This is a genomic window from Rhodobacterales bacterium HKCCA1288 (assembly GCA_015693905.1).
Taxonomy (GTDB): domain Bacteria; phylum Pseudomonadota; class Alphaproteobacteria; order Rhodobacterales; family Rhodobacteraceae; genus M30B80.
On the sequence record CP065161.1, the window covers coordinates 1328038 to 1353082 of the forward strand.

General features: G+C 57.4%; 29 protein-coding genes, 2 tRNA genes and 1 pseudogene. 20 read left to right on the forward strand and 12 right to left on the reverse strand.

Going from position 1 to position 25045, the window contains the following annotated elements; all coding sequences use genetic code 11:
• Positions 1 to 180 precede the first annotated feature (180 nt).
• Positions 181 to 609 (forward strand): helix-turn-helix domain-containing protein, encoded by a 429-nt coding sequence (locus tag I3V23_06505; GenBank protein ID QPI86596.1) that lies wholly within the window; start codon positions 181 to 183, stop codon positions 607 to 609.
• Positions 610 to 631: 22 nt separating this feature from the next.
• Here the strand turns inward: I3V23_06505 and I3V23_06510 are convergent.
• A pseudogene (locus I3V23_06510) lies at positions 632 to 937 on the reverse strand (transposase).
• A gap of 319 nt (positions 938 to 1256) precedes the next feature.
• Entirely contained in the window at positions 1257 to 2285 is a 1029-nt protein-coding gene (locus I3V23_06515) for an IS110 family transposase (protein ID QPI86597.1), read from the reverse strand.
• Between the two features lie 35 nt (positions 2286 to 2320).
• Here I3V23_06515 and I3V23_06520 point away from each other — a divergent pair, with 35 nt between their 5' ends.
• The 7 genes from I3V23_06520 to I3V23_06550 all read left to right on the forward strand — a co-directional run bounded on the left by I3V23_06520 (position 2321) and on the right by I3V23_06550 (position 7400).
• Positions 2321 to 3223 carry a cation transporter gene (locus tag I3V23_06520; GenBank protein QPI86598.1) on the forward strand — a complete coding sequence of 301 codons (903 nt, stop codon included), beginning with the start codon at positions 2321 to 2323 and terminating at the stop codon, positions 3221 to 3223.
• A gap of 336 nt (positions 3224 to 3559) precedes the next feature.
• On the forward strand, positions 3560 to 3880 hold the full coding sequence (locus I3V23_06525; GenBank protein ID QPI84289.1) for a helix-turn-helix transcriptional regulator: 321 nt from the start codon (positions 3560 to 3562) through the stop codon (positions 3878 to 3880).
• On the forward strand, positions 3877 to 4797 hold the full coding sequence (locus I3V23_06530) for an ImmA/IrrE family metallo-endopeptidase (protein ID QPI84290.1): 921 nt from the start codon (positions 3877 to 3879) through the stop codon (positions 4795 to 4797). Before I3V23_06525 ends, I3V23_06530 begins: the two co-directional genes overlap by 4 nt.
• A gap of 222 nt (positions 4798 to 5019) precedes the next feature.
• Positions 5020 to 5211 carry a hypothetical protein gene (locus I3V23_06535; GenBank protein ID QPI84291.1) on the forward strand — a complete coding sequence of 64 codons (192 nt, stop codon included), beginning with the start codon at positions 5020 to 5022 and terminating at the stop codon, positions 5209 to 5211.
• Entirely contained in the window at positions 5195 to 5695 is a 501-nt protein-coding gene (locus I3V23_06540) for a DUF2924 domain-containing protein (GenBank protein QPI84292.1), read from the forward strand. The genes I3V23_06535 and I3V23_06540 overlap by 17 nt, the downstream gene beginning before the upstream one ends.
• On the forward strand, positions 5695 to 7020 hold the full coding sequence (locus I3V23_06545; protein QPI86726.1) for a recombinase family protein: 1326 nt from the start codon (positions 5695 to 5697) through the stop codon (positions 7018 to 7020). The genes I3V23_06540 and I3V23_06545 overlap by 1 nt, the downstream gene beginning before the upstream one ends.
• The gene (locus I3V23_06550) at positions 7017 to 7400 is read left to right on the forward strand and encodes a hypothetical protein (protein QPI84293.1); all 384 of its coding nucleotides are present in this window, start codon (positions 7017 to 7019) and stop codon (positions 7398 to 7400) included. Before I3V23_06545 ends, I3V23_06550 begins: the two co-directional genes overlap by 4 nt.
• Before the next feature lie 173 nt (positions 7401 to 7573).
• Here the strand turns inward: I3V23_06550 and I3V23_06555 are convergent, their stop codons facing one another.
• The gene (locus tag I3V23_06555) at positions 7574 to 7987 is read right to left on the reverse strand and encodes a helix-turn-helix domain-containing protein (protein ID QPI84294.1); all 414 of its coding nucleotides are present in this window, start codon (positions 7985 to 7987) and stop codon (positions 7574 to 7576) included.
• Positions 7988 to 8099: 112 nt separating this feature from the next.
• On the opposite strand from I3V23_06555, the gene I3V23_06560 reads away from it, so the two are divergent.
• The 6 genes from I3V23_06560 to I3V23_06585 all read left to right on the forward strand — a co-directional run bounded on the left by I3V23_06560 (position 8100) and on the right by I3V23_06585 (position 12389).
• Entirely contained in the window at positions 8100 to 8471 is a 372-nt protein-coding gene (locus I3V23_06560; protein ID QPI86727.1) for a mercury transporter, read from the forward strand.
• A 15-nt stretch (positions 8472 to 8486) separates the two neighbouring features.
• Positions 8487 to 8792: a periplasmic mercury ion-binding protein gene (locus I3V23_06565; GenBank protein ID QPI84295.1), complete on the forward strand. Its 306-nt coding sequence runs from the start codon at positions 8487 to 8489 to the stop codon at positions 8790 to 8792.
• Positions 8793 to 8809: 17 nt separating this feature from the next.
• Complete coding sequence (locus I3V23_06570) at positions 8810 to 9064, forward strand: hypothetical protein (GenBank protein QPI84296.1); 255 nt, start codon at positions 8810 to 8812, stop codon at positions 9062 to 9064.
• Complete coding sequence (merF, locus tag I3V23_06575; GenBank protein ID QPI84297.1) at positions 9061 to 9447, forward strand: mercury resistance system transport protein MerF; 387 nt, start codon at positions 9061 to 9063, stop codon at positions 9445 to 9447. The genes I3V23_06570 and merF overlap by 4 nt, the downstream gene beginning before the upstream one ends.
• A gap of 135 nt (positions 9448 to 9582) precedes the next feature.
• Entirely contained in the window at positions 9583 to 11013 is a 1431-nt protein-coding gene (gene merA, locus I3V23_06580) for a mercury(II) reductase (GenBank protein QPI84298.1), read from the forward strand.
• A gap of 23 nt (positions 11014 to 11036) precedes the next feature.
• Positions 11037 to 12389 carry an NAD(P)/FAD-dependent oxidoreductase gene (locus tag I3V23_06585; GenBank protein QPI84299.1) on the forward strand — a complete coding sequence of 451 codons (1353 nt, stop codon included), beginning with the start codon at positions 11037 to 11039 and terminating at the stop codon, positions 12387 to 12389.
• Positions 12390 to 12850: 461 nt separating this feature from the next.
• On the opposite strand, the gene I3V23_06590 is transcribed toward I3V23_06585, so the two are convergent.
• Positions 12851 to 12940, reverse strand: a tRNA-Ser gene (locus I3V23_06590).
• Positions 12941 to 14261: 1321 nt separating this feature from the next.
• On the opposite strand from I3V23_06590, the gene I3V23_06595 reads away from it, so the two are divergent.
• Positions 14262 to 15035, forward strand: coding sequence for a hypothetical protein (locus tag I3V23_06595; protein ID QPI84300.1), 774 nt, complete (start codon positions 14262 to 14264; stop codon positions 15033 to 15035).
• Here I3V23_06595 and ychF read toward each other — a convergent pair.
• Positions 15032 to 16129, reverse strand: coding sequence for a redox-regulated ATPase YchF (gene ychF / locus I3V23_06600; protein ID QPI84301.1), 1098 nt, complete (start codon positions 16127 to 16129; stop codon positions 15032 to 15034). The two genes, I3V23_06595 and ychF, sit on opposite strands and share 4 nt — an antisense overlap.
• 142 nt (positions 16130 to 16271) lie before the next feature.
• Between ychF and I3V23_06605 the strand changes: the two genes are divergently transcribed.
• Both I3V23_06605 and I3V23_06610 read left to right on the forward strand, forming a co-directional pair.
• Positions 16272 to 17066 (forward strand): tryptophan synthase subunit alpha, encoded by a 795-nt coding sequence (locus tag I3V23_06605; GenBank protein ID QPI84302.1) that lies wholly within the window; start codon positions 16272 to 16274, stop codon positions 17064 to 17066.
• Positions 17067 to 17126: 60 nt separating this feature from the next.
• Positions 17127 to 18290, forward strand: a complete 1164-nt coding sequence (locus I3V23_06610; GenBank protein QPI84303.1) for an alpha-hydroxy-acid oxidizing protein — start codon at positions 17127 to 17129, stop codon at positions 18288 to 18290.
• Here I3V23_06610 and I3V23_06615 read toward each other — a convergent pair.
• Complete coding sequence (locus tag I3V23_06615; protein ID QPI84304.1) at positions 18287 to 19495, reverse strand: MFS transporter; 1209 nt, start codon at positions 19493 to 19495, stop codon at positions 18287 to 18289. The two genes, I3V23_06610 and I3V23_06615, sit on opposite strands and share 4 nt — an antisense overlap.
• A 155-nt stretch (positions 19496 to 19650) precedes the next feature.
• Here I3V23_06615 and I3V23_06620 point away from each other — a divergent pair, with 155 nt between their 5' ends.
• The 3 genes from I3V23_06620 to I3V23_06630 all read left to right on the forward strand — a co-directional run bounded on the left by I3V23_06620 (position 19651) and on the right by I3V23_06630 (position 21508).
• Positions 19651 to 20277 (forward strand): 50S ribosomal protein L25/general stress protein Ctc, encoded by a 627-nt coding sequence (locus I3V23_06620; protein ID QPI84305.1) that lies wholly within the window; start codon positions 19651 to 19653, stop codon positions 20275 to 20277.
• A 109-nt stretch (positions 20278 to 20386) separates the two neighbouring features.
• The gene (locus I3V23_06625; protein ID QPI84306.1) at positions 20387 to 21076 is read left to right on the forward strand and encodes an aminoacyl-tRNA hydrolase; all 690 of its coding nucleotides are present in this window, start codon (positions 20387 to 20389) and stop codon (positions 21074 to 21076) included.
• A gap of 63 nt (positions 21077 to 21139) precedes the next feature.
• Complete coding sequence (locus I3V23_06630; GenBank protein ID QPI84307.1) at positions 21140 to 21508, forward strand: DUF2237 domain-containing protein; 369 nt, start codon at positions 21140 to 21142, stop codon at positions 21506 to 21508.
• 56 nt (positions 21509 to 21564) lie between these two features.
• Here I3V23_06630 and trpB read toward each other — a convergent pair whose 3' ends face one another.
• The 6 genes from trpB to I3V23_06660 form a co-directional block, all read right to left on the reverse strand.
• Complete coding sequence (gene trpB, locus I3V23_06635; protein ID QPI84308.1) at positions 21565 to 22791, reverse strand: tryptophan synthase subunit beta; 1227 nt, start codon at positions 22789 to 22791, stop codon at positions 21565 to 21567.
• A gap of 74 nt (positions 22792 to 22865) precedes the next feature.
• Complete coding sequence (locus I3V23_06640; protein QPI84309.1) at positions 22866 to 23507, reverse strand: phosphoribosylanthranilate isomerase; 642 nt, start codon at positions 23505 to 23507, stop codon at positions 22866 to 22868.
• Between the two features lie 6 nt (positions 23508 to 23513).
• Positions 23514 to 23885 (reverse strand): LapA family protein, encoded by a 372-nt coding sequence (locus I3V23_06645; protein ID QPI86728.1) that lies wholly within the window; start codon positions 23883 to 23885, stop codon positions 23514 to 23516.
• A gap of 26 nt (positions 23886 to 23911) precedes the next feature.
• Complete coding sequence (ihfB, locus tag I3V23_06650) at positions 23912 to 24190, reverse strand: integration host factor subunit beta (GenBank protein ID QPI84310.1); 279 nt, start codon at positions 24188 to 24190, stop codon at positions 23912 to 23914.
• Between the two features lie 223 nt (positions 24191 to 24413).
• A tRNA-Arg gene (locus tag I3V23_06655) sits at positions 24414 to 24490 on the reverse strand.
• Between the two features lie 60 nt (positions 24491 to 24550).
• The gene (locus I3V23_06660) at positions 24551 to 24862 is read right to left on the reverse strand and encodes an ETC complex I subunit (GenBank protein QPI86729.1); all 312 of its coding nucleotides are present in this window, start codon (positions 24860 to 24862) and stop codon (positions 24551 to 24553) included.
• Positions 24863 to 25045: the final 183 nt, after the last annotated feature.

Genomic DNA, 25045 nt, shown 5'->3' on the forward strand with positions numbered 1-25045 from the left:
AAGGGACAATCCTGTTCGCCTGATTTTGATTCTTATTGCCTGTGCGGATACATCCTCTAGCTGCTAGAGGTTCAAGCACGAAATCATGGTATGGCTTGAGCTCACGCGTCTGTGAATCCGACACTTGTTTATTCCGATGGCAAAACCTACATAAACTGTATCTTTTTCATGGAGGCGAAAATGCTCACGATCGGTACTCTGTCAAAGAAGACTGGCACAAAAGTGCAGACCATCCGGTACTACGAACAGATCGGACTCATGCCCGATCCTGGCAGGACCGGAGGCGGACAGAGGCGCTACGACAATGCACAGCTTGATCGACTGTCCTTCATCCGCCACTCGCGGCAACTCGGCTTCTCGCTCGATGCGATCCGCGAGCTGCTCGACCTCAGCGATCATCCCAATCGGCCCTGTGATGAAGCTGATGCCATCGCGCGTCGCCAGCTCAAACAGGTGGAGCAGCGCATGGCCCGCCTGAAGGCGCTGCGCACGGAACTGAAACGCATGGTTCACGAATGCAGCGGCGGGCGGACAGCGGATTGCCGGGTGCTGGAGGTATTGCGGGACCATTCTGAATGTCTGACCGAGCACGACGAGATTGGGGCCTGATTGGGCTCTGTTGCAATAAAGCCGTCTTCTGGCGCCGCGACAGCGTGCTGAAGTCGGGCACAGCCCAGTCCAGGCCGATCAGGCGCAGCAGGCTCTCGACGAACCCGGTTATATGGCGCAGGGCCATGCCGAACAGCACCTTCATCGTCAGGCAGGTCTGGATGGCGGCGTCGCTGTCGTCTGGCTGGCGCCCGCGCTTGCCGGTGGGCGCGGCTCCCCACATCATGGCGGGATCGAACCAGATCGTCAGCGAGCCCCGGCGCTTGAGCGCCTCGTTGTAGGCTGGCCAGTTCCGGGTCTTGTAGGTCGGGGGTATCGGTCTGCTCATGCAGCCCAGCTACCACGCTGGATTCACAAGATGAATCCCCTCAGACCATTTGTGCAACATGTGTAACCGCCCCATGCGCAAGAGGGGTTTTTCGGAGCTGGTTCTGGCGCGTCATTGGGTGCTGACATGTGTCCGGCCTCTGTTGCGGCCATGTATATGCCGCGGGCCCGTATGGTGTTTGCAGGTCGGGTCCAGATCAAAGCCGCGTGCTCGAAGGCACTCTGTTGCACCCTGGGTTTCCCGATCCCGTCTCACGACCGTTGCGCCAAACTTGTCCTTGCCCTCTTTCGCTCCGACGTCCTCGCGACCGACGACCGGCTTATGCCGCCGCGGCCGGAGACCGGTAGACGCCGCCCTTGGCCATCAAGGCCCAGACGATCCGCGCCATCTTGTTCGCGAGGGCCACTCGAACCAGAATCGGTGGCTTGCGCTTGAGCATCTCTCCCAGCCAAGTGCCGGGCTGGGCCGCGGCATGGACATGCCGTTCGATGATGACGCTGTTGGCTCCAATGATCAGCAGCCGTCTGAGGGATCGCTCACCCATCTTCGTCGTAGCCCCGAGCCTCTGCTTGCCGCCGGTGGAATGCTGTCTCGGCGTCAGGCCGAGCCACGCGGCGAAGTCGCGCGCCTTGCGGAATGTCTCCGGCGGCGGAGCCAAGACGGCGATGGCCGTGGCGATCAAGGGACCGATGCCGGGCACCGTCATCAACCGGCGCGCAATTTCGTTCTCTTTGGCACGCCGGGCGATCTCGGCATCAAGCTTGCTGATCTCCGTCTCCACATGGGTGAGGGCACCGACCAGAACCTTCAAGGTCGCGGTGGCATCGGCGGGCAATCCGCTTTCCAGGTCCTCCACGATGGAGATCAGCCGCGCGGTGTTGGCTGCGCCTTGCGGCACGGTCTGCCCGAACTCGCCCATATGGCTGCGCAGCGCGTTGATCATCTGCGTGCGCTGCCGGATCAGCAGCTCGCGGATCCGGAAGACCATCGCAGCCCCCTGTGTCTCTTCACTCTTCACAGGCACGAACCGCATCGTGGGACGCTGGGCAGCCTCGCAGATCGCCTCGGCATCGGCTGCGTCGTTCTTCTGCCGCTTGACGAACGGCTTGACATAGGCGGGCGGGATCAACCGCACCTCATGCCCGAGCTTCCCGATCTCGCGGCCCCAGAAGTGGGCGCCCCCACATGCTTCCATGGCAACGACGCAGGGTCGCAGCTGACTGAAGAAGGCCAGAACCTGATCCCGTCTCAGCTTCTTGCGCAGAACTACCCGCCCCGAAACATCAGCGCCATGCGCCTGAAACACATTCTTCGCAAGGTCGAGCCCGACCGTGGTAATCTCAAACATGACCGTCCTCCTATGTGGATCCTCGCAGACCCACCTTGGCACATCGATGCCGTCGGGGGGCGGTCACATCATCAGAGCCAGCGAACGCCCTTCTGACCGTCGCGCAGATCGCAGGCGGGATCGTTTCGGGCAGTCTCGCGCTGATCGCGGATGAGCTGCACAACTTCTCGGATATGGCGTCGCTGGTGATCGCTTTCGCAGCGCGCAAGATCGCGCGGAGGCCTGCGGACGAGCGGATGACCTTCGGATACGGCCGGATCGAGATTGTCGCGGCACTGATCAACTACACGACACTCATCCTCGTCGGCGTTTATCTGATCTACGAGGGCGGTATGCGCATTATCGATCCGCCCGAGATTCAGGGTTGGACCGTCGTGATCCTCGGCGGCGTGGCGCTCGTGGTCGACGCTCTGACTGCGGCGCTCACCTGGTCCATGCAGAAGGGCAGCGTGAACATCTGCGCGCTCTTCCTGCACAACCTCTCGGATGCGCTAGCCTCGGTCGCCGTGATCGTCGGCGGCACGCTGATCATTCTCTACGACCTGCGCTGGGTCGATCCCGCAACCACCATCGGAATCGCGCTGTACATACTGTATCTCGCACTGACCGAGATCGGCGGCCCGATCCGGACACTGATGCTGGGCAGCCCGCCGGATATCGACAACTCGGCCGTGATCGCCGCGATGCGGGACGTGGACGGCGTTACGGATGTCCACCGCGTGCACCTATGGCAGATGCAGGAACACGAGGCGGCGCTCGACTGCCACGTGGTCGTCGCCGAAGATGGATGGACGAGAATTGAGGCCATCAAGGGCAAGATCAAAGCACGACTGAGCGAACGCTTCGGCATCGCTCATTCCAGCCTCGAATTCGAGAATGAAAGGAACGCCCACACCAACGCCAACCTCTACGGTCACGGTAGTAATGGCCATGAATGATCAGGAGGACGAATTGACGGAAGAACGATATTATCTTGCACCTTCATACACTTAAGCGCAGGGCAGGCAGTGTCAGCTTGGTGGAGAGGGTTCGCAATGTGTAAGTGGCGGAGCCGGTAAAATAGTCATGCAACCGTGTTACGGGGGTCTTGCGAAGGAAGGAGGCGATAGCAGTCATAGGAGCCCTTTCTGGCGAGGAGGATGGAAGAATCGGCGTGAAGCAATACGATGTTGTTCGATATATACCGAACAAACCGCCAAGTCTACTTGCGCGGAACGATTTTGTTCGGCATACCGAACAAGCTTCCTACAACCAAGGAAAACAAGGATGATACTATGACCACGTCCCTCGGCGCCAAGATCAAGCGCCACCGCCAGGAGAAGGGATACTCCCTCGATAAGCTCGCGGAATTGACCGACTCGAGCAAGAGTTACATTTGGGAATTGGAAAACCGCGACGCCCGTAAGCCTTCCGGCGAAAAGCTGACCCGCATCGCACAGGCCCTAGAGGTCACCACTGATTACCTCCTCGACGAAAGCGCAGAACCCGGTGATGAGGTGTTGAAGGAGGCCTTCTTCCGCAAATTCAGCAAGCTCGACCCTGACGATCAAGCGAAGATCAACCAGATGATCGATATGTGGGGAAAGAAGGATTGAGCCTGCCCACGACCCCACAAGGTTGGGCAATCCGCCTAACCCAAATTCTGTCGCTGCATCAGGCAGCCCATGGATTACCGCGGTTTCCAATCGATGTGGCCGCGCTGGCACAGGATGTCTCTCGACAGGTATTTCCGGATGCACCGATAACTATGGTCGGCGGTCTGGACCTCTCCAAGGGCGTCGAAGGCATGTTGATGCCGCGCCAAGATGGGTCCGGCGAATGGGGCATCATCTATAACGATACGATCCGTTCGCCGGGACGGCAGAACTTCACGTTGGCCCATGAACTGGGCCATTACCTGCTGCACCGTCAGACCAATCCCAACGGTCTCGAATGCACCAATCGCAACATGGCTGACTGGGATGAGGGGCGGAATAAGATCGAAGGGGAGGCAAACACATTCGCCTCCTACCTTTTGATGCCGCTGGATGATTTTCGTGAGCAGATCAAAGGGCGGGCCAGCGATATCGATCTGATGACTGATTTGGCCGACCGCTACGCCGTGTCACTGACGGCAGCGATCCTGAAATGGATGACCATCACCGACAAGCGGGCGATGATCGTGGTTGGCAAAGAAGGCTTCATCGACTGGGCATGGTCCAGCGAGCCTTTGCTGAAATCTGGCGTCTTCTACAGGGCGCGGCAAACCGTGACCGAGATGCCAGCCGCCTCCTTGGCCGCGCAGGAGGTGGACTGGGATACTGGTCGCCATGGTCACCTCCACCCGGCAGGTGTCTGGTTGGGATCTGAACCCGTCCATGAAATGACGGTATTCTCGCCCCGCAACGACCAGATGACGATCTCGCTGCTGCTTTATCCCGACCGCGCGCCCTCACGGTGGGAGGTGGCCGAGCTGGAAGAAGAGCAGACCGTCGATACGTTCGACAAATTCATGGACGGTCGGACAGGCTGATTCGGCTCAGCGACAACGATCGGCACTCCGCGCACTCGCATGTTCATTACGTAGAGATACGCGGATCTACGCGCATGCCGAACCCGTCCTCAAAGTATTGATTTGCTTGTATTTTAAAGATTTTGAGATACCTTTTGGGCATCATCTCAATCGCGAAAAGTCGCCATGCCCAATAACACATCAGGCCCGATTTCGGGTCCCAATCCTCTATGCCCCGAACGCATGTCAGCAGACGCGCGCCTCGAAGAAATTGGCCGCATCCTCGCTGCTGCTGTGGTTCGGCTGAACGTCGAACAGTCCAGCGATTTATTTTCTGAGGACGGAGACAGTTTCGTGGACTTCTCGCCCCGAAAGAGCGGTGGTCGTCGTGCAAAACGCATCCGCATCGGAGGAATTGATGAAACATCACAATAAGATAACCCCAACACTGCCGGGGCAAAATCCTAGTTTGGATCAGACGGCATTGTCGCGCATGGCCGCCCTGAAAGCGATGTCGGTCAAGGAACTCAAAGCCCAATGGGAGAAGCTGATTGGCACTTCGGCGCCGAACAACAGCCGGGCATTTCTTGAACTTCGGATCGCCTATCGGATCCAGGAGCTGACCTACGGCGGCCCAGATCGGGAAACCCGCCGCATGCTGGATCTGCTGGCAGACGAGGTTGAAGGCCATGCCCGCCGCAAACATCAGATCGCCGATCCCCGCAATCCTGTGGCCGGAACGAAACTCCTGCGCGAATGGGACGGCACCGAGCATACCGTCACAGTGCTGAAGGACGGCTTTGACTGGCAAGGCCGCAAATACAAATCACTCTCGGCGGTGGCCCGCGCAATCACCGGAACGCGCTGGAATGGGTATCGCTTTTTCGGTCTACGTGAACGCAAGCAGGAGGAAGCATGATGGACATCACCGCCCGTCCAAACCGCCGCCTGCGCTGCGCCATCTACACCCGTAAGTCGACGGAAGAAGGGCTCGACATGGAGTTCAATACCCTCGACGCCCAGCGAGAGGCCTGCGAGGCTTATATCGCCAGTCAGAAGTCCGAGGGATGGGTGGCCACCCGCGACCGCTATGACGATGGCGGTTTTTCTGGCGGCAACCTTGAACGCCCCGGGCTGAAGCAATTGCTAGCCGACATCGACGATGGTCTGGTCGATGTCGTGGTCGTTTACAAAATCGACCGCCTGTCGCGATCGCTGATGGATTTCTCCAAGCTGGTCGAGGTTTTCGACCGCAATGGCGTCACCTTCGTGTCGGTCACGCAGTCGTTCAACACCACCACGTCGATGGGGCGGCTGACGCTGAACATCCTGCTCTCCTTCGCCCAGTTCGAGCGCGAGGTCATCGGTGAGCGCATCCGCGATAAGGTGGCAGCATCGCGCAAGCGCGGGATCTGGATGGGAGGCTACGTGCCGCTCGGCTACGATGTGCAGGATCGCAAACTGTTGGTGAACGACGCAGAGGCCTCATCGGTCCGACGCATCTTCGAACGGTTTGTTGAGCTCGGCTCCGCCACTGTGCTGGCGCGGGAACTACGTGGTGATGGTTTCCGCAACAAGCAGGGAACGCTGATCGATAAAGGCTACCTCTACCGGCTCCTGAATAACCGTGTTTATCGCGGTGAGGCCGTCCACAAGGGCAAGGCCTACCCAGGCGAGCATGACGCCATCATCGACGAAGCGCTTTGGGATCAAGTCCACGCAATCCTCAAGGAAAGTCCGCGCAAACGAGCCAACAACAGCAGATCCAGGACACCCGCACTCCTGAAAGGGTTGATCTTCAGCGACACCGGCGCAGCCATGACGCCTACCAGCACGAAAAAAGGCGCGAAGCTTTATCGATACTATGTTTCGATGGACGTGATCCGGAACCGCGAGACCGGCGAAGAAACCGCCCCGATGCGGCTGGCGGCAGGAATGGTGGAGGATGCTGTCGTGACCGAGGTCCGCCGCATCCTGCAAACGCCAGAGGTTGTCACGCAGGTGCTGGCGGCCCTGAAGCAACAGGATAACGCAGTTTCGGAGGCGGACGCCGTCGCGGCATTGCATGAATTCAGCGCGCTCTGGGCGCAACTGTTCCCGGCCGAGCAGGCAAGGATCATTCAGTTGCTGGTGCGGCGTGTCACCGTCACCGCAGCAGGGCTTGAGGTCGACATCAGGCGCGAGGGGATCGCAGGCGTCATCCGTGAGATGGTCGCGCCGCGTAGTCTGGAGGCAGCCGAATGACCAATGCCGATGACACGATCCGCGTCTTGATCCCGTTGAAGGTTGGCAAGAAGAACGGTCGACCAAAAATCCTGCCGCCCGCCGACTATCTGCCGAGCGAGGACCAAACGCAGGACCCGCATATCCTGCGCGCCATTGGGCGGGCATGGGGCTGGCGGCGGCGCATGGAGGCAGGTGAGTTCGCGACAATCCAGGAACTGGCTGAGGCGGTGGGATTAGCTGAACGTCATGTCAGCCGTCAGCTGCGACTGGCATACCTCGCGCCCGAGGTGCTGAAGCGCCTGACCTGCGGGCGCGAGGCGTCGACGGTCAGCCTGTACGATTTGTGTTTTCTGGCTGGAGATGCTTGGGGAGAGCAAGTGGGGCGCACATTCGACTGACGGCGGGCGTCTGGCCTGGAAATGGTAGGGGAGGCACCCATTTCACATAGAGCCGACGTTCGTGCCTTCTGCAGCTAATGGCTCTTGAGAGCCCAAACTACCGTTTTTCTGCGAAGCGGCGAATGGCTGTTCTTGCGCTACCAACGATTTGGCACCCCAGAATTGTAGTTGGGTTATGCTTCTAAAAGCGCGTCGATCACCGCACATTCCGGCGCGGCATCACCGGTGCATCGGGCGACGGTTTCCGACAGGACACGTTCGATCCGCGTGAGGTCGGCAATTTTCGCCTGCACATCTTCAAGATGCGTCTCGGCAACGGTCTGGACTTGAGCGCAGGTTTGAGCCCGGTCATCAACCAACCCGAGTAGCCCGCGAATTTCTTCCAGGGAGAACCCGAGATCGCGGGACCGCATGACGAATTTCAACCGTCTGACATGTATATCATCATAGCATCGATACCCTTTCGCGGTGCGCGGTGGGTCCGGCATGATGCCGACCGTTTCATAATAGCGTATGGTTTCAAGGTTGCAGCCAGTGGCGCGTGCCAGATCGACGCGCCGGAGTGCTTTCACGCTTCTGTTATCCATTTTCGGCAAAAACCTCTTGAGCCTGTATCAACTACAGACCGTAGAACGGTGGAAAGAACAGAACAAGGGCGATTCGATGGAGCATAGTATTTCAGACGAGAACACCGACCAAATGCGTCAGATCGACGATGACACTGCTAAAGGTTGGGGTGCGACCGGATTTGGTGTTCTCGGCGCATTGGCGATGACCTCGTGCTGCATTCTGCCTCTTGTGCTGGTCAGTTTCGGCGTGACTGGCGTCTTCATCGCTCAGCTTGGGGCGCTCTATGCCTATAAATGGTACACGTTCGCGCTGAGTGCCACGTTTCTCGGGTACGGGTTCTATAAGGCGTACAAGCCGGTGAACCCGGAAGCCTGCGCCGATGGCTCTTGTGCCCGCCCGATCAACCGTACGGTGATGCGGGTGACACTTTGGACCGCCGCCGCAATCGTCGCGATAGCGATGGCCTTTCCCTACATCACGCCCTTCATTCTCAAATTCTGAACAAGGAACAAAATCATGAAACACATACTGTTATCGTCAACGCTGGCCATTGCTGCATTTGCCCCTGCGGCTTTTGCCGAAGAGCGCACCGTCGAGATTGCGGTCGGCGAACTGACCTGCCCCTCCTGTTCGTTTATCGTTGCTAGTTCGATGCGCGGCGTTCCATCGGTCCAGATCGACGACTTCGTTGACGGTCCCGAGTATGGACAGGGCGTTTACAGTGTCACCTTCGACGATGCTGAAACCAGCGTGGAAAACATCATCGATGCTGTGGCGGCAAATGGCTATCCCGCCCAGGCTCTGCCGGACACGGCGTCCTAACCACCGGGAAGTTCGCAATGCGTGACAACTTGATGGGCGGGCTACTGGCTTTCGGAGTTGCGGCTCCGGTCGTGATCGTGTGCTACGGTGGCGGCACAGCTCTTCTTGCTGCGGCGTTCGGCGGCCTCGCAGCGTGGATGTCGGGGCTTGGCTGGATAGCCGTCACACTGGTTGTGGCGCTCGCCTTCCTTGTCGTTCGTGAATTCCGGCGGTCCGCCAGACGCCGCGCCTCGATTTTCAATAATTCTTCAGAAAGAAAGACCGCACCTTGACCCAAAACATTGAGAACCCCGACCGCTTGCTGAAATGGGGGCTGGGCGGCGCAGTCTTTGCGGCCCTGTGCTGCTTCACACCGCTCCTTGTCGTCGTCGTAGCCGGTGTCGGCCTGTCAGCCTTCACCGGCTGGCTCGACTACGCGCTGTTTCCCCTGCTGTTCTTTTGCCTTGCCGTCGTGGCGCAAGCGCTCTGGCTGCGCGCCGGGCACGTGGGGCCCAACCCGAAACTCTGGGCGACGGCGATTGCCGCTGCTCTGTCGATCCTCATCATCTGGATAGAGTTCCGTTTCGCGCTGCGGATTACGGTCGGCGCTTTCGTGGCTGTCGGCGTCTACGCCTTTTTCCTCAATCAAATGAAAACCAAGGGAGCGACACACTGATGATGGGATCTTGCACAGCGATTGGCATGTTCTTCGGAATGCTTGGCATGCTGACACCGCTCATAGCCATTGGTGCGATCATTTATTTGATCGTTGCCAAACGAAAGAACTCCAATTTGGACGAGGCACACTGAAATGAAAGATATCAACAAAAATGACGACGGAAACGGCGGCTATGACCTGATCGCCATAGGGGCCGGATCGGCAGGGTTCTCCGCCGCGATCACGGCTGCTGATGCGGGAAAACGTGTAGCACTTGTCGGACATGGCACCATCGGCGGCACCTGCGTGAACGTCGGCTGTGTGCCGTCCAAGGCGATGATCCGCGCGGCAGAGGCGATCCACGGCGCACACGCGGCCAAGCGGTTCCCCGGTGTGTCCGGGCATGCGCAGGTCGATGACTGGCGCACGCTGATCCAGTCCAAGGACGATCTGGTGGCGACCCTGCGTCAGAAGAAATACGCCGACCTTTTGCCGGAATATGCCGGAGTAGATTATATCGATGATGGTCCCGCGAAACTGATCGAGGGTGGCGTCATTGTCGGCGGTCGCACCCTGACCGCAGCGAAACTGATCATCGCGACCGGCGGTCATCCGGTCCTACCGACGATTGATGGAATTGAGGATATCGGTGCCCTCGATAGTACCAGCTTGCTGGAACTTGAAACTCTGCCGGAAAGCCTGATTTTTATCGGGGCGGGCTACATCGGAGCGGAACTGGCGCAGATGATGAGCCGGATGGGCGTGAAGGTCACGCTGGTGACACGGTCACACCTGCTTCCCGGTGCCGAACCGGAAGTGTCCGAGGCTTTGACCGATGCTTTTGCCGCCGAGGGGATCACCCTGCTGACCGGCCTAAGTTATGTGAACGTCAGACGTGACGCGTCGGGCGTGACCTTGCGGGTTATGCAGGGCGGCGAGCCTGTCGAGGTCACGGCGGATCATATTGTTTCGACCGCAGGTCGGCGTGCCAATACCGACGGTATGGGTCTCGACGAGGTCGGCGTGAAAACCGACGCGCGCGGGTCCATCGTCATCGGCGACGACATGCAGACGTCGGTGCCAGGCATCTATGCGGCGGGCGACGTTACAGACCGCGACCAGTTCGTCTATATGGCAGCCTACGGGGCAAAATTGGCTGTGAAGAACGCCATTCTGGGCGATGATCAGCGCTATGACAATTCTGACATGCCCTGGGTCGTGTTCTCCGATCCGCAGGTCGCGGGTGTCGGGCTGAGCGAACAACAGGCGCGGGACGCAGGGTTCGACGTGAAGACATCGGTTGTGCCGCTTGATCAGGTGCCGCGCGCTTTGGCCGCCCGCGACACACGTGGTTTGATCAAGCTTGTGGCGGATCGGGCTACAGATAAGCTGCTGGGTGGCCAGATCATCGCGCCCAAAGGGTCCGACACGATCCAGACGCTGGTCATGGCGTTGAAGTTCGGTATGACGACCAAAGACCTCGGCGCAACGATCTTTCCCTATCTGACGACCGTCGAGGGCCTCAAGCTTGCAGCCCAGACTTTCGATATGGACGTGGCAAAGCTCAGCTGTTGTGCAGGGTAAGACGATAAATTGAGGACCAAGATATGAGTGAAACGTATGACCTGATCGTTATCGGGGCGGGTATGGCCGGTGTTGCGGCAGCGAACAAATGCGGTGCGGCAGACTGGCGCGTGGCCATCGTGGATGCGCTGCCCTACGGCGGCACCTGCGCCTTGCGGGGCTGCGACCCCAAGAAAATCCTGCGGCGTGGCGCTGAAATCGTCGATGCCGCACGGCTGATGGACGGCAAAGGGATCGATCCCAGCGGGCTGAAGATCAACTGGTCGGATCTGATGGCCCACAAGCGCGGCTTTACCGACCCGGTGCCGGACAAGATGGAGAAGGGTCTGATCGGAAACGGCGTCGAGACGCTGCACGGTGCCGCGCGGTTCACCGATGCTGATACGCTCGAAGTTGACGGGCAGCGCTATCAGTCGCAGCGCTTCCTTGTCGCTGCCGGAGCGATCCCGAAACCTGTCACCTTCGCGGGTGCCGATCTGATGATCGACAGCACGGATTTTCTCAACCTCGAAGCCTTGCCCAAACGTATCCTGTTTGTCGGGGGTGGGTTCGTGTCCTTCGAGTTCGCGCACATTGCTGCGCGGGCAGGTTCCGCGCCGGTCATTGTGGATCGGGGCGCAAGACCGCTGAACTCCTTTGACCCCGATCTGGTCGAGATGCTCATCGAGCGCAGCGCAATTGTCGGTGTGGACTTGCAACGCGAAACCGAGATCGTCTCGATAACCGCATCCGGTGCGGGTTTTGCCGTTGAAGTGAAGACAGGCGAAAACACAGCGACCATCGAGACCGATCTGGTCGTACACGGTGCGGGCCGCATCGCCGCCCTTGCCGATTTGAACCTTGAGGCCGCCGGTGTCGCGTATGGCGACAAGGGCATCATCGTGGCACCCCACCTGCAAAGCACGACCAACAGCGCAGTCTTCGCCGCCGGGGATTCCGCCGATACCAAGGGAATGCCGCTGACGCCTGTTGCCGTGATCGAGGGCAAAGTCGCGGCCTCGAACATGCTCAAGAATACCCAGACCGCGCCGGACTACGGAGGCATCCCGACAGCAGTGTTCACTGTGCCTGAACTGGCCCGCGTCGGAATGTTGGAGGCTGAGGCCAAGGAGGCCGGTCACGATGTCGATGTTCGTTTCACTGACACGGGTGGCTGGTACTCGAATTATCGGATCGGTGAAAAATCCGCTGCTGCAAAGGTGTTGGTGGATAAGTCGAGCAGCAAGATACTCGGCGCACACCTGTTCGGGCCAGAGTATGGGGAGTTGATCAACTTCTTCGGGTTGGCGATCAAATTGCAACTGACGGCCAAGCAGCTCAAGTCGATGACAGCCGCCTATCCAAGCGTCGGGTCAGATTTGGGATCTCTCTTGTAGTGGCCGTTTTGTAAAGGAGACATTCAGGGCAACGGCATGAATGTTTGCAATGTCCCGCATCTCGGTCGTTGCTGCAAGCTGCAGCGAATGACTGGTCCAGGATCCGGTGACCGCTGTCCCGGGAGCATCGTCGCCCGACCTGGTTGTGGCCCAACCTGCTAAGGCTTTCTCACTACCCCGCTCAATCACGCCGCCTTCGGGTGTCTCTGACCGTTTCGACAGCGGTCGAACACACCTCAACTGCGGCGTAATCCATTTTTCGCAAGCACTTGAAAAGGCGTGCCTTTTTGAATGCGTCTCGATTTGGGTGAAGGGCGGGTGAAAGGAGACGCGGGGCGTTCGGAGACCAATTTCGGGCCAACGGCCAATCTCCGAAAGTCGGATGGCTCCGCTAAACCCCTTTGAAACAAAAAGAAAAAAGGCCCGCGCTGGGGCCTCGTCTCGGGTTCGCGAATGGTTTGTGGCGGAGACGATGGGATTCGAACCCACGAGACGGTTTCCCGTCTACTCCCTTAGCAGGGGAGCGCCTTCGACCACTCGGCCACGTCTCCGCCGACCCGTCTAACGACATGGGCGCGCAGGGGCAAGGGGGGAAATCGCGTGAAATGCGATGGGGTATGGGCAAAGCCCTTGCCGCGTGCGTGGCGACAGACATAAGCTGATCCTGCTAAACTGGGTTTTATCGGGGTATCGCTTGTGAAGGCTTGGGAAGATTTGGTCGGGGGCGAGCTGACGCCCGCTGAGGTGAAGTTGATCGAGGCGTGCCTTGCAGGGCAGCCATGCGTTCTTGGCGAAAACAGGCCTGATAAGGCATCCGAAGACCGCGAAATCCGCGCACCCATCCTCAAGGCGCTGATCACAGGCGGCCTGCGCGACCAGCCGACCACGGATATCGGGGTGCATCTGGAAGGAGCCTATATCAGCGGCGTTCTCAACCTTTTGATGTGCCGCGCCAAGGGCCTGACAGGTTTGTTCAATTGCCGATTGGACAACGGCATAGACGCTTTTGAGGCCACTTTTGAGGCACTGAATTTGAGTGGGTCTGAGTTCCTTTACTTTATGGGACAGGGGGCACGCATAAGAGGTAATCTTTTTATCACGAGTGCATCCATCAACGGCCAGGTGTCGATATCCGCCGCCACAATCGGGGGCCAACTTGCTTTCGCTGGAACAAGGATAGTTTCCGACACGGGTGTTGCAGTGGCTGGTGAAGGTGTTTCAATCGGAAGCGGGGCATTTTTTCATCACGGGTTCTTCTCACATGGCGAGGTCAACCTAGCCCGATCAACTATTCGCGGAACACTTGAATTTCAGACAGCCAATATTCACAACCCAAATAAAAAAGCGATCAATGCTAGCGGATCGCGGATCACATCAAACGTTCGTTTGGGGGACGGATCAATAATATTGGGCGAGGTCGACTTCAGTGCAGCGAAGATTGAAGGTCAAACATCTGTAGATAATCAAGAGATATACCAATCCCAAAGTTATGCGCTCAACTTCCAATCTGCTCAATTGGGCATGGGTGCTATCGTCAACAATGTAAGCACCGATAAGGAAATATCATTCGCAACCTCGGCTATTGAGGGACAGCTTGGCTTCAGCAACCTGTGGGTTGATCACTATGATGGACGCGCCATAAATCTTCAAAAAGCGGCAGTTAGAAATGATTTAATTATAGGTCCTAATGTAAATATCAATGGTGAAATTCGGCTGATCGGAGCTGACATATCAGGGCAGCTTTCACTGGTAAAACTAAAAGTAAAAAGTAAATGCTACGCTCTGAACATGCAGGATACCCATTGCCGAAATACGTTTATTTTACATGAGTTTTCCTGTGATAATGGGATCATAGACCTAAGTGGCGCTAATGTGGGCACTTTATGCGATGATCTCAAGTCATGGCCCGAAGACGCGCGCGTGATCCTTAACGGGTTCACCTATGATCGGATCAGTGGCGCGCCGACAGATAGCAAGGCGCGGCTTGCGTGGCTGGCGCGTGGGGATCGATTGCGGAATGAATTCTTCCCCCAACCCTATACCCAACTCGCCAAAGTCCTGCGCAATATGGGGCATGAGCGTGGGGCGCGGGATGTTTTGGTGGCGCGGGATCGGAAAATCGCCGCTGAGGAATGGACGCGGGCGTATCAGTCTTTGGACGGCACATGGACAAAAGCATGGGCCAGTCTTGGCGCGGATTTGCGCGCCTATGTCAGCTTCATCTCGCGCCTTTTCTTCGGCTATGGCCACCGTCGGGAGAAGGCCGTTTTGTTGCTTCCTGTGTTCGGGCTGATAGCCGCCGCCCTTGCCCATTGTGCGTGGGAAGCAGGCGATATGGTGCCGAATTCCGATGTGATCCTGACATCCGAAAATTGGGCAGTGGTGTATGAGCCCGATCACCCCGCGATTGCGTGGGGCGAGACACCCGAAGGGCAGTCTTGGGAAAGTTTCTGCAGCCTTGTTTGGGGTTTGGATTTGGTCGTGCCGATCCTTGATTTGGGTCAGACACAGGCTTGGACACCTTCAACCAATCTGGGATTTGCGGGCCAGTTCCTTTGGGTCGCCAAGCCGATTTTGACAATTCTCGGCTGGATCGTCCTTGCCATCGCCGCCGCAGGGGTCACGGACGTAGCGCGGCGGGATTAGGCGTTGAAGAGGAAATGCAGCACATCGCCATCTTTGACGATATAGCTTTTGCCTTCGACCCGCATTTTGCCTGCGTCCTTGGCCGCAACCTCGCCGCCCAAGGTGACGTAATCCTCATAGGCGATGGTTTCGGCGCGGATGAAGCCGCGCTCGAAATCGCCATGGATCACGCCCGCGGCTTGTGGCGCGGCAGTGCCGTGGCGGATCGTCCATGCGCGGGCCTCTTTCGGGCCAACGGTGAAATAGGTTTCCAATGCCAGAAGGTCATAGCCCGCGCGAATAAGGCGGTCGAGACCTGCCTCCTCTAGACCCATTTCGCCCAAGAACACGGCAGCATCCTCGGCGGGCAATTGGCTGATTTCTTCCTCAATCGCGGCTGAGATAACGACCGAAGCCGCCCCTTGCGCCTTGGCCATCTCCTCAACCCGCGCGGAGAGGTCATTGCCTGTGGCGGCAGAGGCCTCGTCCACATTGCAAACATATAGCACGGGCTTGGTGGTCAGCAGTTGCAACATCTTCCACGCTTTCGCGTCATCCTCGGCCACCTCAACCATGCGGGCGGGTTTGCCCTGCTCTAGCATCGCCTGCGCCTCTTTCAAAAGGCGCTCTTGTTGCACCGCCTCTTTGTCGCCACCGCGCACTTTGCGGGTCAGGTTTTGCAGGCGTTTCTCGATGCTTTCGAGATCAGCGAGCATCAGTTCGGTTTCGATGGTCTCAGCATCGGCCACGGGGTCAACGCGGCCTTCCACATGGGTCACATCATCATCAATGAAGCAGCGCAACACTTGGGCGATGGCATCAGTCTCGCGGATATTGGCTAGGAATTGGTTGCCCAACCCCTCGCCCTTAGAGGCCCCGCGCACGAGGCCCGCAATATCGACAAAGGTCATGCGGGTTGGAATGATCTGTTTTGAGCCTGCTATCGCGGCCAATTTCTCTAGGCGTGGGTCAGGCACGGCTACATCGCCCACATTCGGCTCGATGGTGCAAAAGGGGAAATTCGCGGCCTGTGCGGCTGCGGTTTTGGTCAAGGCGTTGAACAGCGTGGATTTCCCAACATTGGGCAGACCCACGATTCCCATTTTGAAACCCATTGCAAGCGACCTCCGTGATGCGCGTTGGCTGCCTTCTAGGGCGAACTGCGCGGCGGGGCAATGGCCCGAACCCGTCAGGCCCCATTGATTTCCGCCGCTATTTGCCGCAAACCCCAAACGAACGATTTCGCGGGAGGCATCTATGACACGGATCGACACCACTTTTGCGCGGCTGGCCCAAGAGGGCAAGAAGGCCTTTGTCGCCTATGTCATGGCGGGCGATCCTGATTACGACACCTCGCTTGAGTTGATCAAAGCCCTGCCTGCGGCGGGTGTGGATATCATCGAATTGGGCCTGCCCTTTACCGATCCAATGGCGGATGGCTCGACCATTCAGCTTGCGGGACAGCGCGCGCTTGAAGGGGGGCAGACCCTCGACAAAACGCTGCAAATGGCGCGTGAGTTGCGCAAAACCGATAATGACACGCCGATTGTGATGATGGGATATTACAACCCGATTTACAGCCGCGGTGTGGATCGCTTTTTGGAGCAAGCCAAAGAGGCGGGCATTGACGGCTTGATCATCGTTGATTTGCCTCCCGAAGAAGACAGCGAGCTGTGCATTCCCGCGCAAAACGCAGGGTTGAATTTCATCCGTCTGGCGACACCGACCAGTGATGACAAACGCCTGCCCAAGCTGTTGGAAAACACATCGGGCTTTATCTACTATGTTTCTATCACAGGCATCACAGGGGCCGCCAATGCGCAGGCGGGTGATGTTGGGCCAGAGGTGGCACGGATCAAATCGCAGACCGATCTGCCCGTGATTGTGGGCTTTGGCATCAAAACGCCTGAGGCCGCCGAAGCGATTGCCGGCGTTGCCGATGGGGCGGTCGTGGGGTCAGCGATTGTCAGCCTGATTGAGCAGGGAAAAACCGTGCCAGAGATCACCGCATTTGTGAAATCCTTGGCCGATGGGGCGCATCGCGCCAAATGATTGCGGGCCTTCGCAAGAATTGGTAAGACTTCCTTACCAGCCTTGCGGAGGAGTGCCACCATGCCCGTCATCACCGAAATCGAAGACCTGCGCCGCTTGCATCAAAAGCGCACGCCAAAGATGTTTTACGATTACGCAGAATCAGGCAGTTGGACAGAGCAGACCTTCCGCGAAAACTCATCCGATTTCGACCTGATCCGCCTCCGCCAAAGGGTGGCGGTCGATATGTCAAACCGCAGCACAGCCTCGACCATGATTGGCCATGATGTGGCGATGCCCGTGGCCTTGGCGCCTGTTGGGCTGACGGGTATGCAGCGCGCTGATGGCGAGATCAAAGCGGCGCGTGCCGCGGAAAAATTTGGCGTGCCTTTCACCCTCTCGACTATGTCGATCTGCTCTATCGAAGATGTGGCGGCACATACCAGCAAACCCTTCTGGTTTCAGGTCTACACGCTCAAAGACGATGATTTCATGACGCGGCTGTTTCAGCGCGCGAAAGACGCTAAATGCTCGGCCATCGTAATTACAGTGGATTTGCAGCTTTTGGGTCAACGTCACAAAGACCTCAAAAACGGGCTGTCAGCCCCGCCCAAATTCACTGTGAAATCCGTGGCTGATATGATGACCAAAGTGCAATGGGGCCTTGAGATGCTCGGCACCAAGCGGCGCTTCTTTGGTAATATTGTGGGTCATGTGGCTGGGATTGATGACCCCTCCTCGCTGAGTGCATGGACGGCGCAAGCCTTTGATCAAAGCCTTGATTGGGAACGCATTAAACAATTCCGCAAAATGTGGGATGGCCCTGTGATCATCAAAGGCATTTTGGATGCCGAAGATGCAAAAATGGCCGCAAAGGTCGGCGCGGATGCCATCGTTGTGTCCAACCATGGCGGGCGTCAATTGGATGGGGCCTTATCCTCAATCCGTATGTTAGAGCCGATTTTGGACGCAGTTGGCGACAAGATCGAAGTGCATCTCGACAGTGGCATTCGCTCTGGTCAGGATGTGCTAAAGGCTTTGGCCATGGGTGCAAAAGGCACCTATATCGGGCGCGCCTTCGTCAACGGGCTTGGCGCCATGGGGGAAGCGGGCGTTACCCGCGCTTTGGAAGTGATCCATAAGGAACTGGACAGCACGATGGCGCTCTGCGGCGAGCGTGATGTGAAGGCCCTTGGACGTCACAACCTGCTCGTTCCGAAAAACTTTAGTGGCGAGTGGGGCTAAACCCCGCTGATGCGCCCCTCTTGCCCGCCACGCGCAGGTGAGAGGGGGCGCAGCGCACGCGCGCAGATCAGCGGGATGATGAGCAAAATCACCGCGATCATGCCAAAAGCCACCCGCAGACTGGCCAATTCTGCCATCCATCCCATTGTTGCAGGGGCGAGCAAAAACCCTGCAAACCCAATGACCGACACGCGGGCGATGATCCGCGTTCTTTCCCCAGACCCTGCAAGTTGCCCCGCCAAACCAAGCGCCAAAGGCGCGATAATCGAGACGCCCAATCCTTGGATCGCAAATCCTGTATAGGCCATCTCGGGCGTCACTGCGAAAGCGGCGATCACCGCCCCTGCCGCCGAAACCAACGCCGCGCGCGAAACCATGCGCAGCGTATCATGCGCTTGCGTGAGAAAATGCCCTGCAAGACGGCCAATCCCCATGGTTAAACCCAACATGAAGGGGCCAATCGCCCCTTCGACAGCCCGCCCGCCGAGCGAGCGTTCAATATGCAAGGCAGACCAACTTTCCATCGCGGCCTCTGACATGAAGCCAAACATCACCACCAATCCAGGCCAGATCACCAAACCTGACCAGAAGGGTGCCAAATCAACGACCTGCTCCATTGCGCAATCCCGCGAAGCACCGACCAAAAAAGATGGGCTGCGCAAAATGGGCAGTGCCAAAGCAACGATGACCCCTAATCCCAAAAACACCTGCAAGGCTGAGGCATCAAATTCCCGCGCCGTGCCTGCGCTCAATGCAGCAAGCGCATAGGCGAAAGAAAACATCGCATGATTAAGTGACATAAGCGGACGCTTATAGGCGGCCTCTGCCTCTGAGACGCGGGCATTGATAATGACATCCGTCAGCCCCGAAGCAGCCCCCGCTAAAACCATCCCAATGCCAAACTCCAAGGGTCGGCTTGCCGCACCCAAAACCGCAAACGACAAGGCCAATAGACCCGCGCCAAGGGGTAGCCCCCATTTGCCCAAATGCCGATCCACCCGCGGCGCCAACCACATTGCGGTGACAAGCCCCAAAGCGGACATCAACAAAAGCGTGCCAAAAAGCCCATCACCTGCCCCAATCTGCGCTTTGATCTGCGGGGCAAGCGCGGCATAAGATCCCCAAAAGATGCCCAAAACCATAAAGCCAAACACGGGCCTCATGGTCAGCGAAAGATCCTGTTTGATTTTGGTGAGCGCATGCATGCTGAAATCGCTACCCCGCCGATTGGAATGGCTCAAGCGATATATGAGCAAAATGGCAGATTTAGCTCTGGTCAAAGGCAGAAAATGCTTGTAAGAGCGCGGCTTCACGGGCCCGACACCCTTGGAGGCGGCCCATAACATATGGAGATATAGCTATGGCTGGTGAGATTCCTGATCTTATCGCCGAGGCACGGACGGGGACAGGCAAGGGGGCCGCTCGTCAAGCTCGCCGTGAAGGCAAAGTGCCCGGTATTTTGTATGGCGGTGGGGCTGACCCTCTTGCGATTCAAATCCCCTTTAACCAATTGCTCAAGCGCCTGAAAGAAGGCCGCTTCCTCTCGACTCTGTTCAACCTCAAGGTTGAAGGTCAAGAAGATGTGCGCGTCATTTGCCGTGGCGTGCAGCGCGATGTGGTAAAAGATCTGCCGACCCATGTTGATTTGATGCGCTTGCGCCGCACTTCGCGTGTGAAGCTGTTCATCCCTGTCAACTTCATCAACCACGAAGCCGCACCTGGCATCAAACGCGGTGGCGTTTTGACAGTCGTGCGCGCCGAGGTTGAGCTTTCGGTGATTGCAGGTGACATCCCTGAAGGGATCACTGTTGACCTGACAGGCCGCGGCATTGGCGATGTAATCCACATCTCTGACGTCACCCTGCCAGAAGGCGTTAAGCCAACAATCGACCGCGATTTCGTGATCGCCAATATCACCGCCCCATCGGGTCTGGTAAGTGCAGATAACGAAGCCGCTGCTGAAGGCGAAGAAGAAGCAGCCGAGTAATCAGGCCGATCTTCTGACGAATTGATAAAGGCGCGAAGATTTCTTCGCGCCTTTATTTTATCAGACACCACCCTTTTACGGGACGGGCAATCGGGGTATCACAGCAGCTATGAAACTTTGGGTTGGTCTTGGAAATCCCGGCGCGAAATATAGCCAGAACCGTCACAATATAGGGTTCATGGCCTTAGATCATATTGCTGCAGATCATGGGTTCTCTCCGTGGCGCAGCAAATTTCAAGGCCAAATCTGCGAAGGGATTTTGGGCGGCCAAAAGGTGATCTTGCTCAAGCCAGAAACCTATATGAACCGCTCGGGGCAATCCGTGGGCGAGGCAATGCGGTTTTTTAAACTGACCGCGCAAGATGTCACAGTTTTTCATGACGAGCTTGACCTTGCCCCATCGAAACTTCGGCTTAAGTCGTCCGGGGGGCATGCAGGGCATAATGGTCTGCGGTCGCTACACGAGCACATTGGTGAGGCTTATCACCGTGTGCGGCTTGGTATTGGCCATCCAGGCCACAAGGACCGGGTCGCGGCCTATGTTCTGTCTGATTTTTCCAAGGCCGATCAGTCTTGGCTAGACCTGATGTTGCGGGGCATCTCGAATGGGGCCAAAGCGCTTGCCGAGGATAATGGCGCGCAGTTCCAAAATGCAGTGGCCTTACAAACCACCACACCCGCCCGCGAAACAGCGCCGAGGCACAAATCACGCGACACGGCCCCACCCCCTGCGGAGGCCGTAGAGACACCGCAAGACAGCCGAAGCCCGTTACAAAAGCTGGTTGATCGGTTTCGATAAACATTTAGCGCCTTGGGTGTTCCTATCCCTCTCTCGCAACACCTTTGGCGCGTATGAGGATAGATGATGGATGAAAGCGTAAATGTATTTGGTGCGCCGCTGCAAAGCTGCGGCCGCGATCCAATGACGGGCTTCTTTCGCAACGGGTGCTGCGACACCAGCGATGATGATTTCGGCGCGCATACTGTCTGCGCGGTCATGACCCGCGAATTTCTGGCCTTTTCAAAATATGTGGGCAATGACTTAACCACGCCCCGCCCCGAATATGGATTTCTTGGCTTAAAGGAGGGCGATCGCTGGTGCCTATGCGCCTCGCGGTTCCTACAGGCCCATGAAGAGGGCGTTGCGCCAAAGGTGAACCTGCACGCAACCCATATGCGTGCGCTCGAAATCATTCCGCTGACCGTATTGGAATTGCACCAAATCGAGTGACACCCGAACCGATGGTTTAGGCGCAGAGCGGGCATAAATGGAGAGAGATGCGGGGATTAGCCCTGCATCTCCCATCCCAAGGCACGGGCCACTGTGAAGATATCTTTATCACCGCGACCACACATATTCATGCAGATCAAATGATCCTTTGGCAGGGTCGGCGCGATTTTCATCACATGCGCCAAAGCATGGCTTGGCTCTAGCGCGGGAATGATGCCCTCTTGGTGGCAGCACAGCTGAAACGCATCCAAAGCTTCGCTATCGGTGATCGAGACATATTCAGCACGGCCAATATCGTGGAGCCATGAATGCTCAGGCCCGATGCCAGGGTAATCCAGCCCCGCCGAAATCGAATGACCCTCAAGGATTTGTCCATCTTCGTCTTGCAGCAAATAGGTGCGGTTGCCATGCAGCACACCCGGACGCCCCCCTGTCAGGCTTGCGCAATGCTCCATCTTGTCATTGACGCCTTTGCCACCTGCCTCAACGCCAATGATCTGCACATCCTTGTCATCCAAGAAGGGGTAAAACAGCCCCATCGCATTTGAACCGCCGCCAATGGCCGCAATGATCGTATCTGGCAAACGGCCTTCGGCGGCCAACATCTGTTCGCGGGCCTCTTTGCCAATAATCGCTTGGAAATCACGCACCATCGCAGGATATGGGTGGGGGCCTGCGACCGTGCCGATGCAGTAGAATGTATCACGCACATTCGTCACCCAGTCGCGCAAGGCATCGTTCATCGCGTCTTTCAAAGTGCCACGCCCTGACGTCACAGGCACAACCTCGGCCCCAAGCAGTTTCATGCGGAACACATTGGGCGCTTGGCGTTCGACATCATGCGCGCCCATATAGACCACGCATTTCAAGCCAAATTTTGCACAGACTGTCGCCGTGGCCACGCCATGCTGGCCCGCACCTGTTTCCGCAATAATCCGTGTCTTTCCCATGCGGCGGGCCAAAATGATCTGACCCAACACATTGTTGATTTTATGCGCGCCCGTATGGTTTAGCTCATCTCGCTTGAGATAGATTTTTGCGCCGCCCAAATGCTCGGTCAGGCGCTCTGCGAAATAGAGGGGGCTCGGACGGCCGACATAATGTGTCCACAAATCATGCATTTCATCCCAGAAGGATTGATCTGTTTTGGCGCGTTCATATTGGGCTTCCAATTCCAAAATCAGCGGCATCAGGGTTTCTGACACAAACCGCCCGCCGAATTGGCCAAAGCGGCCGCTTTCATCAGGGCCAGTCATAAAGCTGTTCAAGATATCATCGGGCATGGAGGCACCTTTTTTCACATTCGACCCACTGCCTAACGCGGGCGCAAGAATTGAGCAAGAGAAAGGGGCAAGGTTTAGCCCCCGTTCACCGCATCGGCAAAAGCATGGATCAGGGTAGGGTCTTTTACCCCTGCCCGACTTTCCACGCCTGATGAAACATCAACCTGCTGCGCGCCTGTCATTTGCACGGCAAGCCGCACATTGTCAGGCGTCAATCCACCCGCCAGCATCCATGGCACAGGCCATCTGCGTCCGGCCAACAACCGCCAGTCAAAAGAAAGACCATTCCCCCCAGGAAGATCAGCGTTTTTCGGCGGCTTGGCATCAATTAGCAATTGATCACTGACCGCCGCGTAATCCGCAATCTGCCCCAAATCATCCGCATCTGCGATACCAATGGCCTTCATCACAGGCAGGCCCGTGCGCACACGGATTTCCGCCACACGGGTAGGTGTTTCATGGCCGTGCAATTGCAAAATATCGAGCGGCACTTCGGCCAGAAGTTGATCGAGAAAGGCATCCTCTGGATCGACCACCAAACCCACCTTGGCCACGCCAACAGGAACGGCAAGCGCCAAGTCACGGGCCTGTGTCAGGCTAACCGCGCGGGGTGATTTTGGGAAAAAGACAAAACCCACATAGCGCGCACCCGCCTCGGCCGCAGCCACAATATCGGCAGGCTGAGAAAGGCCACAAAATTTAATGGAAATGCTCATCAGGGATCAACCAAGCCGCAAGGGCTTGTCATCCTCCAACAAGGCAAGAATGTCATCCTGCCCCTCTTTCGCCCGTGCCTCGCCCTTGAGGGTTTCCAATTCCCGCGACAGGCGTGTCGCATCACGCTTCGCGCGCGATGCATCCACACGATGCCGATGTTCGCGCAGCCATTCCCAAACAAAGCCTAGGACCAACCCTGCGGTAATCGCGCCGAAAATGATCAAGAACAGCGGGAGGGATATAGACACATCCATCCGCAGCCACAGCGCCAAATCGGCAGGCAACAGATGAATCACCACCGGATCGCGATTGGCAATTGCCAGAACAATCAGAACAACCGCGACACAGAGAATGAAACTCAGCTTTACTATTCGGATCACGCCTTACCCTCGCGCAGTTCTCGTTACGAATTCAATCGGTCACGCAGCAATTTGCCCGCCTTGAAGAAGGGAACATGTTTTTCTTCGACTGATACAGTCTCGCCCGTCCGCGGATTGCGGCCCACGCGTGCATCACGCTTTTTTACCGAAAACGCGCCAAAGCCGCGCAATTCGACCCGATCTCCTCGCGCCATGGCTTCGATGATTTCGTCAAAAATTGCTCCCACAATCCGCTCAACATCGCGCTGATAAAGATGCGGATTTTCCTCCGCGAGTTTTTGCACAAGTTCTGATCTTATCATGTCATGCCTCCCCGCAAGCGCATGTGTGTTGCAAAACTGTATAAGCCTTTCATACGCGCCTAGGAACCGAAAAGCAGGATTTTTTTAAGGTTTGGCCGCCAGATGCGCGGATATCAGCCCGCGGGCGAGGAAATTCAGCATATCGCAGAGATGTCACATAGACCTCGCCCTGTGCCGCCCATGACGGACGCTCCGCGTGATTCGTGAAAGCGTTACCGAAAAATGGCGATCCCTGAAGGACTCGAACCCTCAACCTGCTGATTAGAAGTCAGCTGCTCTATCCAGTTGAGCTAAGGGACCGCATGCGGGCTGATTACCCAATCTTGGGGCCTGCGTAAACGGGCAAAGGGGGATGTTGGGTTAATGCGTCCAAACCGTTCGGCGGTTGGTGGCGAAATTCTCGCCATAGCCGCCTGCGCGCACATTAGGCTTGCGCGATTTGGGGCGCAACACCACTGCTTCGATCCCATGGGCGCGGGCGTAATCCTCGGCCGCTTCTTGGCTGTCGAAATAAAGGCGCACTTGCGCTTTCGTATCGCCGCTTGATGTCCACCCCATCAGTGGATCAATCTCGCGCGCGCTTTCAGGAGCAAACTCTAGAACCCAATCCTTGGTTTTTGCAGTGCCCGAGGACATTGCGGTTCTGGCGGGTTTGTAAATGCGCGCGACCATGGCTTGCTCCGTCATTCTATTGGTTCTGAGCGTTCGGGGTATCGCTCAGCCATCAAAACTGGTTCACATATCGGCAAAACGCGCGGAAGTTGCAAGATGAAGATGAGCGCGGGCAGCAGGAAATACCCCAAAATTGAATTGCCGGCCGAGATCTAGGGAGCGAGGGGTGGGTGGTGCGATCCC

Coding starts and splice junctions, on each gene's coding strand:
- I3V23_06505 (QPI86596.1), top strand. CDS start 181: ATGCTCACGATCGGTACTCTGTCAAAGAAGACTGGCACAAAAGTGCAG.
- I3V23_06515 (QPI86597.1), bottom strand. CDS start 2,285: ATGTTTGAGATTACCACGGTCGGGCTCGACCTTGCGAAGAATGTGTTT.
- I3V23_06525 (QPI84289.1), top strand. CDS start 3,560: ATGACCACGTCCCTCGGCGCCAAGATCAAGCGCCACCGCCAGGAGAAG.
- I3V23_06535 (QPI84291.1), top strand. CDS start 5,020: ATGTCAGCAGACGCGCGCCTCGAAGAAATTGGCCGCATCCTCGCTGCT.
- I3V23_06540 (QPI84292.1), top strand. CDS start 5,195: ATGAAACATCACAATAAGATAACCCCAACACTGCCGGGGCAAAATCCT.
- I3V23_06545 (QPI86726.1), top strand. CDS start 5,695: ATGGACATCACCGCCCGTCCAAACCGCCGCCTGCGCTGCGCCATCTAC.
- I3V23_06550 (QPI84293.1), top strand. CDS start 7,017: ATGACCAATGCCGATGACACGATCCGCGTCTTGATCCCGTTGAAGGTT.
- I3V23_06555 (QPI84294.1), bottom strand. CDS start 7,987: ATGGATAACAGAAGCGTGAAAGCACTCCGGCGCGTCGATCTGGCACGC.
- I3V23_06560 (QPI86727.1), top strand. CDS start 8,100: ATGCGTCAGATCGACGATGACACTGCTAAAGGTTGGGGTGCGACCGGA.
- I3V23_06565 (QPI84295.1), top strand. CDS start 8,487: ATGAAACACATACTGTTATCGTCAACGCTGGCCATTGCTGCATTTGCC.
- I3V23_06570 (QPI84296.1), top strand. CDS start 8,810: ATGCGTGACAACTTGATGGGCGGGCTACTGGCTTTCGGAGTTGCGGCT.
- merA (QPI84298.1), top strand. CDS start 9,583: ATGAAAGATATCAACAAAAATGACGACGGAAACGGCGGCTATGACCTG.
- I3V23_06585 (QPI84299.1), top strand. CDS start 11,037: ATGAGTGAAACGTATGACCTGATCGTTATCGGGGCGGGTATGGCCGGT.
- ychF (QPI84301.1), bottom strand. CDS start 16,129: ATGGGTTTCAAAATGGGAATCGTGGGTCTGCCCAATGTTGGGAAATCC.
- I3V23_06605 (QPI84302.1), top strand. CDS start 16,272: ATGACACGGATCGACACCACTTTTGCGCGGCTGGCCCAAGAGGGCAAG.
- I3V23_06610 (QPI84303.1), top strand. CDS start 17,127: ATGCCCGTCATCACCGAAATCGAAGACCTGCGCCGCTTGCATCAAAAG.
- I3V23_06615 (QPI84304.1), bottom strand. CDS start 19,495: ATGCATGCGCTCACCAAAATCAAACAGGATCTTTCGCTGACCATGAGG.
- I3V23_06620 (QPI84305.1), top strand. CDS start 19,651: ATGGCTGGTGAGATTCCTGATCTTATCGCCGAGGCACGGACGGGGACA.
- I3V23_06625 (QPI84306.1), top strand. CDS start 20,387: ATGAAACTTTGGGTTGGTCTTGGAAATCCCGGCGCGAAATATAGCCAG.
- I3V23_06630 (QPI84307.1), top strand. CDS start 21,140: ATGATGGATGAAAGCGTAAATGTATTTGGTGCGCCGCTGCAAAGCTGC.
- trpB (QPI84308.1), bottom strand. CDS start 22,791: ATGCCCGATGATATCTTGAACAGCTTTATGACTGGCCCTGATGAAAGC.
- I3V23_06640 (QPI84309.1), bottom strand. CDS start 23,507: ATGAGCATTTCCATTAAATTTTGTGGCCTTTCTCAGCCTGCCGATATT.
- ihfB (QPI84310.1), bottom strand. CDS start 24,190: ATGATAAGATCAGAACTTGTGCAAAAACTCGCGGAGGAAAATCCGCAT.
- I3V23_06660 (QPI86729.1), bottom strand. CDS start 24,862: ATGGTCGCGCGCATTTACAAACCCGCCAGAACCGCAATGTCCTCGGGC.